The sequence below is a fragment of the Metabacillus litoralis genome (genome assembly GCF_020524045.1).
Classification (GTDB): Bacteria; Bacillota; Bacilli; order Bacillales; family Bacillaceae; genus Metabacillus; species Metabacillus litoralis_C.
Genome location: NZ_JAIVKL010000001.1, coordinates 418,614 through 433,602 on the forward strand (window position 1 = coordinate 418,614; position 14,989 = coordinate 433,602).

The window sequence follows — 14,989 nt, forward strand, 5'->3', positions numbered from 1 at the left end:
CAGATTTGTTAGAGGGGTCGGGCCCTTTTAACTTTTAAAATTTATTTTTATTTTTCCACTCGTTTATAATTAAGAAGTCCTTCATTAATTTCTTCAAGTGCTTTACCCACATATTTAAATGAAACTGGTTTTGCAATTTGTTGATCACTTTCTTCCTGCATTTCACGAGCTCGTTTAGCTGCAACAGTAACAAGCGTATATTTTGAATCTAATTTATTCATCAATACATCAATAGAAGGATATAACATGTTTATTCAACCTCCAGAATTTTTTTATAACGAGGTGCTACTCTTTCACGTCGACAGTGCTCCGCCGTGACAATTGCTTTAATTCGATCACAAGCTAACTCAACATTATCATTTTCAACAACATAATCATAGGCATCCATCATGATAATTTCTTCTTTTGCTACTTTCATGCGATTGTTGATAAGTTCTTCAGACTCAGTTCCTCTTGTTACAATTCGGTTCTTAAGTTCATTTAAGCTCGGTGGACTCAAGAAAATAAATAAGCCTTCAGGGAATGCATTACGAACTTGAAGTGCACCTTGCACTTCGATCTCTAAAAATACATCTTTTCCTTCGCTTAATGTTTTCTCTACATAATCTACTGGTGTACCGTAATAATTCCCAACATATTCAGCCCATTCAAGAAGTTTGTTTTGAGAAATTAACTCTTCAAAATTTTCTCTTGACTTAAAGAAATAATCAACACCATCAACTTCACCTTCACGTGGCTTTCTTGTTGTCATAGAAATTGAATATTCAAATGCTGTATCTTCCTGTGAAAACAACTCTTTTCTAACAGTCCCTTTTCCTACACCAGAAGGTCCTGATAAGACAATTAACAATCCTCTTTCTTTTATCAAAATTTTCATTCCCTACCCTTCATCTGACAAATCTTCTTTATTTGACAGTCTTTGAGCAACCGTTTCAGGTTGTACAGCAGAGAGAATAATATGATCACTATCCATGATGACAACTGCTCTCGTTCGACGGCCATATGTAGCATCTATTAACATTCCTCGATCTCTTGCGTCTTGAATAATTCTCTTAATTGGAGCTGATTCAGGACTAACAATTGAAATGATTCGGTTTGCAGATACGATATTCCCAAAACCAATATTGATTAGTTTAATGCTCATACATGTGCTCCCCCTAGTTAAGGACAAAACTATTTTTGCCTTATAAGCCCTTTTATAATCAATGAAACGTTTTCTATTCAATATTTTGAACTTGTTCCTTCAATTTTTCAATAATACTTTTTAATTCAACAACATTTTTTGCAATAAGTCCATCATTTGCTTTAGAACCAATCGTATTTGCTTCCCTATTCAATTCTTGTACAAGAAAATCAAGTTTACGTCCAATTGGCTCATGTTCCTTAAGAGTTTCGATAAATTGATGGATATGACTATGTATTCTCGTTAATTCTTCGTTGATATCTGCTTTATCAGCAAAAAGTGCTACTTCTGTTAATATGCGATTTTCGTCTAATTTACCTAATACAAACTCTTCAACTCTTTTTCGGATGCGTTCACGATAGTTCTCAACAACAGTTGGTGCAATTTTCTCCAGTTCAAAAGTAATTTCTTGAAGTTTCTTTAGTCGAGTTGTTAAATCATTTTTAAGTTGTTCACCTTCTACAACTCTCATATCAACTAATTGCTTAACCGCAGCCTCAACAAGTTGAATAAGCTCATCCTCAAATTCATCACTTGAAATCGATTCCTCGACCACTTCAATACCTTCACGAAATGATAGTATATGATCTAATGAAATTTGATCATATATAGAATGATTTTCTTTTATCTTTTTGAGTGAAGCAACAAATTGATCAATAATCTGCCAATCAACCTTTAGGGTTTTGTTTGAAATAAGCTCTCCTTCAAAATTAATGTACACTTCAAGTCTCCCACGACTAATTGAGTGAGATATGATTTTTCTTATTTTATCTTCAATACCTAAAAACTGTTTAGGCATTTTAAGATTAACATCTAAAAATCGATGATTTACAGACTTCATTTCTACTGTAAAGAAACATGAGTTTATTTGCTTACTTGCGCGTCCAAACCCTGTCATACTTACTACCACTATGTATCCCACCACTTTCTTTTTAGCTCATTAGATTTTTACGAGCAAAGCGATAAAAGAGGCTTTACTGATTTGTAAGCAACTTATCTAATCTTTACTAACAGTTATCCCCATTTTATATTGTTGCATTACGAGTATATGAAAGGAGTGCCTACTTGTAAAGAATCGGTAAAAAGATTTTCTATCAGGAGAAATGAAAGAATATTATGTAGAAATAGGACTGTGCTCTACTCAAACAAGTAAAGGGGATGACTTTTTGGGTCATCCCCTTATGGATTATATCATATACTAGGAGGATTTTCTTGTTAAAAGTGATCCAGCTAGTAAAAAAGTTGGAATTGCAGACATACCTAGTATTAACAACCAATCTCGAAGTAAGATAGGAACTGTATGGAAAATCGGTTGTAATGGTGGATAATATATAACAATCAACATCAATAGTATAGAAGAAATTACAGCGCCAATCAAATACATATTTTCAAAAGGATTTCTTTCAAAAATCGATTTTTCACTTCGACAATCAAATACATGAATAAGCTGAGCCATAACAAGTGTTGCAAAAGCTATTGTTTGTGCATAAGCTAAATCATCAGTATTGCGATAATAAACAATCATAAAAGCTGCTAAAGTTGCTATACCTATTAAAAAGCCACGTGATATGACTTTCCAACCTAACCCTCTTGCAAAAACACCTTCTTTAGGATGTCTTGGTTTACGTTTCATCAAGTCACCTTCTGGCTGATCTAAACCAAGAGCCATAGCAGGCAAGCCATCTGTTACAAGATTCACCCAAAGTATTTGGATTGGCACTAATGGTAAGGGAAGTGCTAACAGCATGGCGAACAACATAACTAAGATCTCTCCAACATTTGAAGCGAGTAAATATCGGATAAATTTTCGGATGTTTTCGTATATGTTTCTTCCTTCTTTTATAGCTGATTTAATTGAGGCAAAATTATCATCAACTAACACAAGGGAAGATGCTTCTTTAGCAACATCTGTACCGGTAATCCCCATTGAAATTCCAATATCTGCTGCTTTGATTGCAGGGGCATCGTTAACACCATCTCCAGTCATCGCAACAATATGACCTCGATTTTGCAACGCTTTTACAATTTTAAGCTTATGCTCTGGTGAAACTCTAGCAAAAACATACACATCATCAACAACTTCTTCTAACTCCTCAACTGAGAGCAATGATAATTCTTTCCCTTCCATCACTCTTCCGTTTTTGGGTAAAAGATTCAATTGAGTGGCAATTGCTTTTGCAGTGATCACATGGTCTCCTGTAATCATAACCGTCTTAATCCCTGCATCACGACATTCTTTAACAGCTTGTTTAACCTCAGGTCTTGGTGGATCAATCATTCCTTGTAAGCCAATGAAGACTAGATCCTTCTCTGCTTCAAAGCTCGAGTTGATTTTATCCGTAGACTTTAAGGGCTTAAATGCAATAGCTATCGTTCGTAATGCTTGAGATGCTAGTGATTCGATTGCTTCTTTAACATTATGACTATGTTCGCTAGTTAATCCTTCTTGTCTTTCTTTCCATAAAATATTAGTTGAAACTCCTAAAAGGACATCCGGAGCACCTTTTGTCACGACAAAACGATTTCCACTTTTATCTTTAACAATAACACTCATCATTTTTCGTGCTGAATCAAAAGGAAATTCCTCAATCACTTCAAACCCTTTTAACAATTTCTCTTTCTTAAGACCTGCTTTCATTGCAGAAACTAACAAAGCTCCCTCAGTTGGGTCTCCATCTAAATGAAATTGCCCTTCTTTCTCAACAATTGCAGCACTATTACACAAAGAACCAAAAGTTAAAATTTGTTGAAGTGTTTTCGTTTTTGATACATCAACTGACTGATCATTTAATAAAAACTCACCATGTGGATGATACCCTGTTCCAGTGACATTCCATAATTTATCTCCAGACCATACATGTGTAACAGTCATCTTATTTTGTGTCATTGTACCTGTTTTGTCTGAACAAATAACTGATGCACATCCCAATGTCTCAACAGCAGGTAACTTACGTACAATTGATTTTTGTTTAATCATTCGTTGTACACCTAGAGATAAAGCAACTGTCACTATTGCAGGCAGGCCTTCAGGTATTGCAGCAACCGCTAAGGAAACACCAGCTAAAAACATATTATACAGATCATGACCTTGGAGCACACCAATCCCAACAACCAACACTGTTAATAACAATGCGACAACTATTAATATTTTCCCTAGTTGCTCTAAACGTCGTTGTAATGGCGTTTCCATTGTTTCCGCATTCTGAAGTAGATCAGCTATTTGTCCCATCGCAGTATTCATTCCAGTGCCAATAACAACACCAACACCAGATCCTCTAGTAACCAATGTACCCATAAAAACCATATTCGTTAAATCACCCAAACCGACCTCTTCACCTGCTATTGGTTGGATTGATTTCTGAACTGGAAGAGATTCTCCAGTCAGCGCTGATTCTTCTACTTCTAAGCTTTTGTTTTCTATTAATCTCATATCAGCGCCTATTCGATCTCCACTTGTAAATTTCACAATATCTCCTGGCACTAATTCTTTTGATAAGATCTTAACCCATTCCCCTTCTCTTAATGCCATTACTTGAGGGGCAGACAATTCTTTTAATGCTTCTAGAGATCTTTCAGCACGTCTTTCCTGAAAAAATCCTAATACACCATTAACAATCACTATAGCTATTATCGCAATTGCATCGATATACTCACCCAAAAGACCAGAAATAAGTGTTGCAGCTAACAACACAAGTACCATGAAATCTTTAAATTGACTTAAAAATATAATAATAGCTGAAGGACGATCAGCTTCTTTAAGTTCATTTAAACCAAATTTCTGTTCTCTTTTTTTAACCTCCTTATCCGATAAACCTGAATTAGAATCTGTATTAATTGAATTCATCACATCTTCTGATCTCATCTCATGCCACTTCATGGATCACCTACACACCCCTTAAACACAAATAATTTTTAAACACATCTATTTCTACTACATGGGACTACCCTATCCTATAAGACAACTTATTCAGCCTCGTCCAAAAACATGCTATAATCAGGTAGAAAACTTGTTTAAGTTTTATGTTAGGTGTATATCTAAACAAAATTAACTTTTTCACAATAAAACATCTATATTACCTAAAACAACCATAATTTGTGATCATTTTAAAAAGGAGTTTGTCCCATGTCATTTGACGGTTTATTTACATACACAATTACACATGAACTAAAAGAAACTTTACATAACGGAAAAATCACTAAAATTCATCAGCCATATAAATATGATCTTATCTTTCAAATAAGATCTGGTGGAAAAAATCACAAACTATTTCTTTCTGCACACCCAAGCTATGCTCGAATGCATATAACAAATGAAAACTATGAAAACCCGAGTGAACCTCCTATGTTTTGTATGCTTTTAAGAAAACATCTAGAGGGTGGAGTTATCGAAAATATTCAACAATTAGAAGTAGAGAGAATCTTTATTATTGATATAAAAAGTAGAAATGAAATAGGAGATTTAACAACCAAAAGATTAATGGTTGAAATAATGGGTAGACATAGCAATATTATTTTGCTGGATAAAGAGAAAAATATGATTTTAGATAGTGTAAAACATCTATCCCCATCAGTAAATCGTCATCGAACGGTTTTACCTGGTCAGCCATATGTACTTCCGCCAAGCCAAGGAAAAACAAATCCTTTGGAAGCAACTGAAGAAATGATTCTAAAAAAATTGGACTTTAATTCAGGCCGAATTGACCAACAACTTGTAGAACAATTTGCTGGAATTTCACCCTTATTTGCTAAGGAAGTAACTTACAGAGCGGGTCTTATAAATCGCTCAACAATTCCAAAAACATTTTTAGCTATGATGAAAGAAATTAAAGAGTATCAAGTTAATCCACAAATTTATTACCGTCAAAACAAAGAAATTTTTTATATGCTCAATCTCACACATCTAAATGAATATGAACAAAAAAATTTCACCTCAAACTCTGAGCTATTAGATCGCTATTATTATGGCAAATCTGAGAGAGATCGCGTGAAACAGCAAGGTAATGACTTAGAGCGTTTTATCGTTAATGAAAAGAAAAAAAATGAAAAGAAAGTGAAGAAATTAGTAGCAACTTTAGATCAAGCTGAAAAAGCTACTGAATATCAGTTATATGGTGAATTATTAACAGCCAATTTATATGCGATTAAAAAAGGTGATAAAACGGCCGAAGTAATAAATTATTATGATGAAAATAATGAGACAATTAGCATACCTTTAGATATTCAAAAATCACCTTCGGATAATGCTCAAAAATACTTTTCAAAATATCAAAAAGCGAAAAATTCCGTTGAAGTTGTTCAGCAACAGATCGAACTTGCTCAACATGAAATCGATTATTTTGAAGGACTAACCCAACAGATCGGGTCTGCTTCACCAAGAGATATAGAAGAAATTCGCGAGGAATTAATGGAAGGAGGTTATTTAAAACAAAGAAAATCACGAACAACCAAAAAGAAAAAACTTCAAAAACCAAGTTTAGAGTACTACATAGCAAGTGATGGTACTGAAATCATAGTTGGCAAAAACAATAAACAAAATGAATTTTTAACAAATAAATTAGCTGCACGTGATGATGTTTGGTTTCACACAAAAGATATTCCAGGATCACATGTTGTTATTCGAAGTAAAAATCCATCAGAAGAAACCATATTAGAAGCAGCAAATATAGCTTCCTATTTTAGTAAAGCAAAAAACTCAAGTTCTGTTCCTGTTGACTATACAGCAATTAGACATGTTAAAAAACCTAGTGGCTCAAAACCAGGGTTTGTCATTTATGACAATCAACAGACAGTTTATGTCACACCAGATGAAGATTTAGTGTTTCGTTTACGTAAGAGTTAGGCGGTTAAAAAAAGATATGCTTTGAGTAACAAATCTTGTATAGGGTAGAATTTAGGAGAGAATAATACATCTCGTGTTATCCTCTCTTTTTTTCTAAACTTCAATCCAAAATCTTTTGATTATATTTCCGTTTTCTTCAATAAAATCAGAATCTTCTATACCACGGTTATTTATAATTGTTTTATATGATCCTATATTCGATTTATCACAAACTACTAAAACCTTTTTAATTCCTAGTTTCTTTGAGTTTTCTAAAGCTAAACTTAAGAGTTTAGTAGCGTACCCCTTTTTTCTTTCTGATGGACGAATACCATATCCTATATGACCTCCTCTGGTTAAAAGGAAGTCTGTTAACTCATGTCGTATATTTACTACACCCAAAATACGGTTTTCTTCGTTTATAAGCCAATAAGTTGAGTCAGGAACCCACCCCTTTGGAAGATTAATTCCTTTTTCATTATTAGCTAAAAACTGAACCATATTTTCAAAATTTGTTGGATCTTTTTCAATAACCCACGGAATCATTTCTTCCTTACTCTGAACCCATTCATGATAAAAAGAAAGATACTCTTCCTTTAATTCAGTTGTTGGTTTTATCAGTATTAATTGACTATTCATACTCACCAATCTCCCTTAAAAAAATTTAAATTTCTCCTATTTTATCATGTTTTCCTTTCGTTTAAAGAAATAATTTATCTTCTAAAAAATCATTAAAATTACCTCTGTTCCCATTTCTAAATTCTACCTTTTTTGTTATGATGAATTCTACATGCTTGTGAATGGAAGTGATTATTATGCAGAAAAACATAGCATATTTGTACATTTTGTTTGGAGCAGCTTTATGGGGCATGATTGGTATCTTTGTAACTTTTTTATACAAAGCAGGATTTACTCCTACCCAAGTTGTTGCTATAAGAGCCTTATCTGCATGTTTTTTTCTATTAATTTATGTATTAATAAAGAATAGGAATATGTTAAAAATCAAGGTAGCTGATAGTAAATATTTTATTGGAACTGGAATTGTTAGTATTGTTTTCTTTAATTGGTGTTTATTTAACAGTATAGAGGAAACATCCATTTCGATAGCAAGTATATTGTTATACACAGCTCCTGCATTTGTAACCATTCTTTCTAGAATTGTATTTAAAGAGTTTTTTACATTTCGTAAAGTCTTAGCATTACTATTAACCTTTTTAGGATGTATGCTCGTCATTGGTCTTTACCCTACTTCAAGTCAAGCTATTTCCGTCTATGGACTAATTATAGGAATTGGATCAGGATTTTTTTATGCTATGTATAGTATTTTTGGCAAACTTGCTCTTAAAAAGTATAAATCTTTAACTGTAACTGTTTATACATTTATTTTTGCCTCTGTTGGAATTCTACCATTTAGTCAGTTATGGAATGTGTTGGATTTGTTTCAACATGCAAGTGTGTGGATATATATAATAGGATTAGGGTTTCTATCTACTGTCCTAGCATATACCTTTTACACAAAAGGTCTTGAAACAGTTGAATCAAGTCGCGCATCTATACTTGCAACAGTTGAACCAGTTGTTGCTTCATTAATGGGGTTTATAATTTTTCAGGAAAAGTTAAGTGGATGGCAGTACATAGGAATAATATTAGTGATTGTTGCGGTTATTGTTGTACAGGAAAAACGTAGTGGAGAACATATAAAGCCCTCCCTACCGAAGCAAGCTTTTTAGAAACTAATAATACTCCAAAACATCAATAATAAAGGCTCTTTTCTGAAAGATTGTTGCTATGTAACCAAAATATGCAATATAAACAGTGTATTCTCTCATAAGGCCACTATTTTATGAAGAAAAGATGCCACTATACTTAATACAATGCTGATTTCCTCAGGTAATTATAAGCAACAAAGTTTGCGAAAATAGCCATAATGAAATAAGGGAAAATGATTATTATACATTCATTTTCCCTTATTTTTTTTATTTTCTTGTCTTTTTTCATACATAATATCTAACTCTTTTATAAAAGATTCATCAAATTGATGTGAAATCTGCTCACAAATTTGTTTAGCTAACTTCGGACTAGCTCCATTTGTTGAAACAGATAGAGTTAATCTGCCTTTTTGAATTGATTTAGGGACAATAACATTTCCCTGCTCTGCATTACTTGCCACATTAATAAGTTGAGTTGGTGCTACTTGTTTAGCAACCCATTCGTTTATTTGATGATCATTTGTTGCTGCAATAATTATAAAAGCCTGGCTAAGATCTGACACTTCTATTTTCTTTTTCTTCCAAATAAGTTGATTGCTTCGTGCAAGGTTTTCAATTTCCTCTACAACTTCAGGACTAACAACTGTAACATGTGCATCTTCCTCTAAGAAAAGCTGAAGGCGACGAAGTGCAATACTTCCTCCTCCTACAATGAGAACATTTTGATTTTGTACATTAATGTGAAGAGGCAGCATAGTTAATTCCTTTATCAAAAGTATAAGACCCATCCTCATTAAGTATCGCTTCATTCACTCTTTCAACAAAGATATCTAACAAAATTGGATGTGGCCCAAGATAAGAACATACTTCAACTCTTCGGCTACCCCAATCATATTTCGCAATCGTTTCATCTACTTCTTTCTTAAGTAAGCCAGTAAAAATTAAGTATGGAATGACAAAAATCGATGTTTCACTAGACTGAAAATATTCTTCAATACTTTGCGAAAATTTTGGTTCCGCTGCTGTTAAAAAGCATGTGTGAACTTTTTTAAGATTTGATTTAGATTGTAATCTATAAGAAATTTCATTTAAATCATTCACTACATCCATATCACTGCTACCTCTTCCAACTAAAACAGCGACTGATTCATCACTGATAGGTGATTTTTCATTCATTTTCTCAACAAGCATTTTAGTTAATCGATCATCAACACCAATTGGTTTACCATACGTAACCTCAACGTTTGGAAAATGAGCTGCAGCATGAACAACTTCTTCTGGTATATCACTTTTCGCATGTGCTGCCGTTAGAAGTAATAACGGAATAACTGCAATATGTGTTGCACCTTGCTCTACACAAGATCTGAACCCTTCATCAATAGAAGGCTCTGCTAATTCCAAAAAACACACCTCTTGTATAGGAGCATTAACTTTAGGTTTAACTAATTGAATAAATTCAACTGCTTCATCACGCGCCTTCGGAACACGACTTCCGTGGCATACATATAAAACGGCTTGTTTCATAATACTAGAGCCTCACTTTGAGAATTATTTGAGATCATTTCTTCAAACCAACTCAGCTTTTCTCTTAAAGATACAACTTCACCAACAATGATCATACTTGGATTTGAAATTCCCTCTTGTTTTACACGGTCATTTATGTTTTCGAGTGTACCAATAACTGTTTTTTGCTCATGAGTTGTTCCCCATTTGATAACAGCAACTGGTGTTTGTAGGTGTTTACCATGTTTAATTAGCTGAGTCTGAATATATGGTAAATTACTTATTCCCATGTAAATGGCTAAAGTATCTATTCCTTTTGCAAGTGATTCCCACTTAGTATGTTCGTCAATTCCTTCTCTGCGATGTCCTGTAACAAAAGCAACACTACCACTTAAATCTCTATGCGTAACAGGAATACCTGCATATGCTGCTGCTGCAACTCCTGATGAAATACCTGGAACAATTTCATAGGGGATGCTATTCAAGCTTAAGGCTTCAGCTTCTTCTCCCCCCCGTCCAAAAATAAACGGATCTCCACCTTTAAGCCTAGTAACAACTTTACCACTTTTAGCGTACTTTACTAAAAAATGATTAATTGTTTCTTGCTTCATCGTATGATAGTTCGGTAGCTTTCCACAATAAACAAGTTCACACTCTTTCTTCGCATGCTTTAAAATCTCTTTATTTACTAAACGATCATATAAAATAACATCCGCTTTTTGTATGCATTTGAGTGCTTTTATCGTTAATAATTCCGGATCACCAGGGCCTGCTCCTACTAAATATACCTTTGCCATCATTACTCCCCCTTTCTTTTTACATAAGGCTGTTTTCGCAAACTTTGATGCTTTTAATTACTCCAAGCAAACAGCACTTTATCAAGCATGGTGGCATCTTTTCTTAATGTAATAGTACTTATTATGCAATAAGAACAATGGTTAAACTGCAATATTAGGGCAATTAGCAACAATCTTTCAGAAAAGAGCCTTACATAATCACTTTCCTTATCTTACATAATAACTCAATTAATTAGAAAAGTAGCAACCGGCTTTCATCACCGATTGCTTATTTTTTCAAAATCTATTTAGCTTTTCTAGGAATTTTCATTCCTAGATCATTTATTAATTAACCCTTTATTGACAAGAAAATCTACGATAGATTTAACTGAATCCTCAACACTTTGACTTTCAGTATCTACTATTATAGTAGGATTTTCAGGTTCTTCATATGGAGAATCAATTCCTGTAAAATGTTTGATTTCATTGTTTCGTGCTTTTTTATATAATCCTTTAGGATCTCGGACTTCACATTCATCTAATGAACATTTAACATATACTTCAAAAAATTCATTTTCAGAAAGGATATCTTTCACTTGTTGTCGATCTTCACGGAATGGTGAGATAAATGCAGTTAAAACAATTTGACCGCTGTCAACAAATAATTTAGACACTTCTCCAATTCGACGGATATTTTCTTTACGGTCTTCATCAGTAAATCCTAAGTCATTGTTTAAGCCATGTCTAATATTATCTCCATCTAGTACATACGTTCCAATATTTTCTTCAAAAAGATATCTGGCAAGTGCATTGGCTAATGTCGATTTACCTGAACCTGATAAACCAGTAAACCATAAAACATAGCTTTGATAATTGTTTTTCTTTCTTCTTTCTTCTTTTGTTACAGACGTATTATGCCATACAATATTATTAGTAGCCATGAAATTTTTCCGACCTCCTTATGAATTTACTGTTTGTTTCATTCCTTTTATTAACACTTCTACAACTTCTTTACGACTGAATGTACTCGGCGGTAACTCACCATTACGAAGCATTGCACGAACCTTTGTACCTGATAAAATAACTCTGTCTTCTTTACCATGTGGACATGTTTTAGAAGATGCCATTGCCTCACATTTTGTGCAATAAAAACTATGTTCAAAGAATAAAGGAGAAATCCCTAATTCATCTGCAGTGAAGTTTGTGAATATTTTTTGTGCATCATATGTTCCATAGTAATCACCAACACCAGCATGATCTCTACCAACAATAAAATGGGTACAACCGTAATTTTTACGCACAAGTGCATGGAAGATAGCTTCTCTTGGACCAGCGTATCGCATAGCTGCCGGGAATACTGCAAGGTGAACTCGATCTTCAGGATAATAATTCTTTAGAAGTACTTCATAGCTTTCCATACGAATATCTGCCGGAATATCATCAGACTTCGTTTCTCCAACTAAAGGATTTAAGAACAAACCATCAACAGTTTCTAAAGCTGTTTTTTGAATATATTCATGTGCACGGTGAACAGGATTACGTGTTTGGAATCCAACAATTGTTTTCCAGTTAAGCTCCGCAAATTTTGCTCTTGATTCCTTTGGATCTAGATAATAATCTGCAAATTTCTTTTCAGGACGAGAGACAAGTTTTATTTCTCCACCTACGTAAACATCGCCACGTTCAAACATTTTTTTAACTCCAGGATGTTCTAAGTCTTCTGTACGATAGACATTCAATGCTTCTTTTTTCTTATCTGGTGTAAAAATGTCAGATACTTTAACCGTACCATATGTAACTCCTTTTGCTACAAGACGGACTTCATCACCAACAGTTAAACTTGAAGCCTTGTCTTCAGAAATAGGTAATGTAATTGGGATACTCCAAACTGCTCCATTTGATAACTTCATATTTTCAACAACAGACTCATAATCTTCTTTAGTTAAAAAGCCTTCTATAGGACTGTAAGCACCAATTGCAATTAATTCTAGATCACTTAAAGCAATTGCATCAAGTTCAATTTCTTTACTAATGTTAGAAACATCTTCACCTAAAGATAATTTTTGAATTAATGTTCCTCCGTGTGGCTGTAAGCTCATTTTTAAAATCCTCCAATTTATATAATAGTGAAAATCTAAGCTTTTGGGCTTTTCACTTTACCCAGTAAGTTCTAAATCATCCATTTCTTTCGAAAACAATGACTTTAAATTCCTCCACCCTCTTCATGCACTGTTCGTCTTTCCAGTTTACTTGCTTTCATTAAGCTAAGAGCTCCAATTGTAGCTAGTAGCAAACTTATTAAGACGAAAATTGTATAAAAATCACTTTCAATAAATAGCTTCACTAAGAAATATGACATCGAAAGCGATACAAGTGGTGAGATTAACCATACCATTAACATCTTTTTAACAATCTTTTGTTGCAAAACAGTTTTACCTGACTTTGCTATTCCAATTCCAAGAATTGAGGATGTTGTAATCTGAGTTAAAGGAACTGGAATACCAAACACGGATGCAATAATAACAAGTGTAGCACCAGTACTAGAAATAAGTATTCCTTCAATTTTGGAGAAACTAGTAATTTTCTTACCATTAGTCTCAAGAACTCTTCTTCCTAGAAATAATGCTCCCAATGCGACAAAAGCCCCTCCGATAAAGGTACCTTTTGATACAGTGATAATTCCAGCACTTACTAATGGTCCAACAGCATTGGCAACATTATTCATACCAGCTGAAAATGCTTCAAAGAATCCAGCAAAAATTAACAACCAAGTAATGATTTTACCTTCAAAAGCATACTTTTCGGATAATTTAAAATAATGAAATATCTTTATAAAAAGAAATGCAATAGCAAAAGCTACGATTGGTACAATTACCCAAAACATGACAATCCATAGAAGACTGTTAACATATAGAGCTTGAAAAGCGATTCCAACCCCAACAACTGAACCCACTGTAACCTCACTTGTTGAAAGAGGTATACCTAATAAATTTGATAAGAAAAGAGAAAAGGTTGCTGAGAATAAGATAATCACAACAATTTTTATTGAGATAAATGAAGAAGGAATAATCCCACCACTGATCGTTTTGACAACCTCTCCTCCACCAATTGCTGCACCAAGTATAACCCCTATTCCACATAAAATTAATGCATTTCTGGGTTGTTTAATTGCCCCAGCTCCATAGGCAACACCCATAGAAGCAGCTGCGCCACTAGCTCCAATATTCATAGCAAAGAAGAAGCTAATGACAATCGCGATAATTTCTAACATCTTTTAGTTTCCTCCTATTGATGGAGGCCGCATTCTGTTTTCATTTGCCCTGACCATCTACCAGATCTTAAATCATCTTCATTAAATGCAGGTTTTGTGCAATGAAAACAACCGATACTTGGATATCCTCTGTCATGAAGTGGATTATAGATTAAGTCATTTTTATGAACATATCTCCATACATCCTTCCATGTCCAATGAATAAGTGGGCAAATCTTTACCGAATGAAAGCGTTCATCCTTGTTAATAAAATTAACGTTTTTTCTAGTTTCAGATTGTTCACGTCTAAGACCTGAAATCCATGCAGTAGCTCCATTTAATGTTTCTTCTAATGGAATAATTTTTCGGATGTTACAGCATTTGTTCGGCTCTCTTTCCCAGAGCTTATCACCATGTTGAGCAGCCTGCTCTTCTAATGTAAGCTTTGGCTTTTTCAACTCAATATTTAAAGACGGATATTTTTCTTTTACTTTGTCAATTAGCTCATATGTTTCCTTAAAGTGAACATCAGTATCTAAGAAAACAATTTTTGCATCTGACTTTATTTTTGAAATTAGATCAATAAGGACAATCCCCTCAATACCAAAGCTACATGCATAAACAACATCATCACCATAATGGTCATATGCCCATTTTATTACATTTAAAGCACCACGATAGGTTTCATCAGTTTCAAAATCATCTTTAGGTTCAACCCAATTTTGATAAGTAAGCATTCTGCTACACCTC

15 protein-coding genes are annotated in these 14,989 nt (G+C 33.9%); 2 read left to right on the plus strand and 13 right to left on the minus strand.

Features of this window, described 5'->3' with window-relative positions; translation table 11 throughout:
• Positions 1–47 precede the first annotated feature (47 nt).
• From rpoZ to LC076_RS02020, 5 genes are all read right to left on the minus strand, one after another.
• Positions 48–248, minus strand: a complete 201-nt coding sequence (gene rpoZ / locus LC076_RS02000; RefSeq protein WP_146946755.1) for a DNA-directed RNA polymerase subunit omega — start codon at positions 246–248, stop codon at positions 48–50.
• Between the two features lie 2 nt (positions 249–250).
• The gene (gene gmk / locus LC076_RS02005) at positions 251–865 is read right to left on the minus strand and encodes a guanylate kinase (RefSeq protein WP_226666152.1); all 615 of its coding nucleotides are present in this window, start codon (positions 863–865) and stop codon (positions 251–253) included.
• A 15-nt stretch (positions 866–880) separates the two neighbouring features.
• Positions 881–1,144 carry an extracellular matrix/biofilm regulator RemA gene (remA, locus tag LC076_RS02010; protein WP_146946756.1) on the minus strand — a complete coding sequence of 88 codons (264 nt, stop codon included), beginning with the start codon at positions 1,142–1,144 and terminating at the stop codon, positions 881–883.
• Positions 1,145–1,217: 73 nt separating this feature from the next.
• Positions 1,218–2,093, minus strand: a complete 876-nt coding sequence (locus LC076_RS02015) for a YicC/YloC family endoribonuclease (RefSeq protein ID WP_226665776.1) — start codon at positions 2,091–2,093, stop codon at positions 1,218–1,220.
• 288 nt (positions 2,094–2,381) lie between these two features.
• Complete coding sequence (locus LC076_RS02020) at positions 2,382–5,060, minus strand: calcium-translocating P-type ATPase, SERCA-type (protein ID WP_226665778.1); 2,679 nt, start codon at positions 5,058–5,060, stop codon at positions 2,382–2,384.
• A gap of 246 nt (positions 5,061–5,306) precedes the next feature.
• Between LC076_RS02020 and LC076_RS02025 the strand changes: the two genes are divergently transcribed.
• Complete coding sequence (locus tag LC076_RS02025) at positions 5,307–7,022, plus strand: NFACT family protein (protein ID WP_226665780.1); 1,716 nt, start codon at positions 5,307–5,309, stop codon at positions 7,020–7,022.
• Between the two features lie 93 nt (positions 7,023–7,115).
• Here LC076_RS02025 and LC076_RS02030 read toward each other — a convergent pair whose 3' ends face one another.
• Positions 7,116–7,640: a GNAT family N-acetyltransferase gene (locus tag LC076_RS02030; RefSeq protein ID WP_226665782.1), complete on the minus strand. Its 525-nt coding sequence runs from the start codon at positions 7,638–7,640 to the stop codon at positions 7,116–7,118.
• A 176-nt stretch (positions 7,641–7,816) separates the two neighbouring features.
• On the opposite strand from LC076_RS02030, the gene LC076_RS02035 reads away from it, so the two are divergent.
• On the plus strand, positions 7,817–8,731 hold the full coding sequence (locus tag LC076_RS02035) for a DMT family transporter (protein ID WP_226665783.1): 915 nt from the start codon (positions 7,817–7,819) through the stop codon (positions 8,729–8,731).
• Between the two features lie 227 nt (positions 8,732–8,958).
• On the opposite strand, the gene LC076_RS02040 is transcribed toward LC076_RS02035, so the two are convergent.
• The 7 genes from LC076_RS02040 to LC076_RS02070 form a co-directional block, all read right to left on the minus strand.
• Positions 8,959–9,483, minus strand: coding sequence for an NAD(P)-dependent oxidoreductase (locus LC076_RS02040; protein WP_226665785.1), 525 nt, complete (start codon positions 9,481–9,483; stop codon positions 8,959–8,961).
• A complete protein-coding gene (locus tag LC076_RS02045; RefSeq protein ID WP_226665786.1) occupies positions 9,446–10,234 on the minus strand; it encodes a sirohydrochlorin chelatase in 789 nt (262 codons plus the stop codon). The genes LC076_RS02040 and LC076_RS02045 overlap by 38 nt, the downstream gene beginning before the upstream one ends.
• Positions 10,231–11,010 (minus strand): uroporphyrinogen-III C-methyltransferase, encoded by a 780-nt coding sequence (cobA, locus tag LC076_RS02050; protein WP_226665788.1) that lies wholly within the window; start codon positions 11,008–11,010, stop codon positions 10,231–10,233. The genes LC076_RS02045 and cobA overlap by 4 nt, the downstream gene beginning before the upstream one ends.
• 317 nt (positions 11,011–11,327) lie before the next feature.
• Positions 11,328–11,930 (minus strand): adenylyl-sulfate kinase, encoded by a 603-nt coding sequence (gene cysC / locus LC076_RS02055; protein ID WP_226665790.1) that lies wholly within the window; start codon positions 11,928–11,930, stop codon positions 11,328–11,330.
• Between the two features lie 18 nt (positions 11,931–11,948).
• Entirely contained in the window at positions 11,949–13,088 is a 1,140-nt protein-coding gene (gene sat, locus LC076_RS02060; protein WP_226665792.1) for a sulfate adenylyltransferase, read from the minus strand.
• 104 nt (positions 13,089–13,192) lie between these two features.
• Entirely contained in the window at positions 13,193–14,260 is a 1,068-nt protein-coding gene (locus tag LC076_RS02065; protein WP_226665794.1) for an inorganic phosphate transporter, read from the minus strand.
• A 14-nt stretch (positions 14,261–14,274) separates the two neighbouring features.
• Positions 14,275–14,976 carry a phosphoadenylyl-sulfate reductase gene (locus LC076_RS02070; protein WP_226665795.1) on the minus strand — a complete coding sequence of 234 codons (702 nt, stop codon included), beginning with the start codon at positions 14,974–14,976 and terminating at the stop codon, positions 14,275–14,277.
• Between the last annotated feature and the right edge of the window lie 13 nt (positions 14,977–14,989).

Excerpts from the sequence above, each read along its gene's own strand:
- LC076_RS02070 (WP_226665795.1), bottom strand. The coding sequence starts at position 14,976 with ATGCTTACTTATCAAAATTGGGTTGAACCTAAAGATGATTTTGAAACT.
- LC076_RS02030 (WP_226665782.1), bottom strand. The coding sequence starts at position 7,640 with ATGAATAGTCAATTAATACTGATAAAACCAACAACTGAATTAAAGGAA.
- LC076_RS02065 (WP_226665794.1), bottom strand. The coding sequence starts at position 14,260 with ATGTTAGAAATTATCGCGATTGTCATTAGCTTCTTCTTTGCTATGAAT.
- LC076_RS02020 (WP_226665778.1), bottom strand. The coding sequence starts at position 5,060 with ATGAAGTGGCATGAGATGAGATCAGAAGATGTGATGAATTCAATTAAT.
- LC076_RS02025 (WP_226665780.1), top strand. The coding sequence starts at position 5,307 with ATGTCATTTGACGGTTTATTTACATACACAATTACACATGAACTAAAA.
- LC076_RS02035 (WP_226665783.1), top strand. The coding sequence starts at position 7,817 with ATGCAGAAAAACATAGCATATTTGTACATTTTGTTTGGAGCAGCTTTA.
- LC076_RS02045 (WP_226665786.1), bottom strand. The coding sequence starts at position 10,234 with ATGAAACAAGCCGTTTTATATGTATGCCACGGAAGTCGTGTTCCGAAG.
- rpoZ (WP_146946755.1), bottom strand. The coding sequence starts at position 248 with ATGTTATATCCTTCTATTGATGTATTGATGAATAAATTAGATTCAAAA.
- remA (WP_146946756.1), bottom strand. The coding sequence starts at position 1,144 with ATGAGCATTAAACTAATCAATATTGGTTTTGGGAATATCGTATCTGCA.
- cobA (WP_226665788.1), bottom strand. The coding sequence starts at position 11,010 with ATGGCAAAGGTATATTTAGTAGGAGCAGGCCCTGGTGATCCGGAATTA.
- sat (WP_226665792.1), bottom strand. The coding sequence starts at position 13,088 with ATGAGCTTACAGCCACACGGAGGAACATTAATTCAAAAATTATCTTTA.
- cysC (WP_226665790.1), bottom strand. The coding sequence starts at position 11,930 with ATGGCTACTAATAATATTGTATGGCATAATACGTCTGTAACAAAAGAA.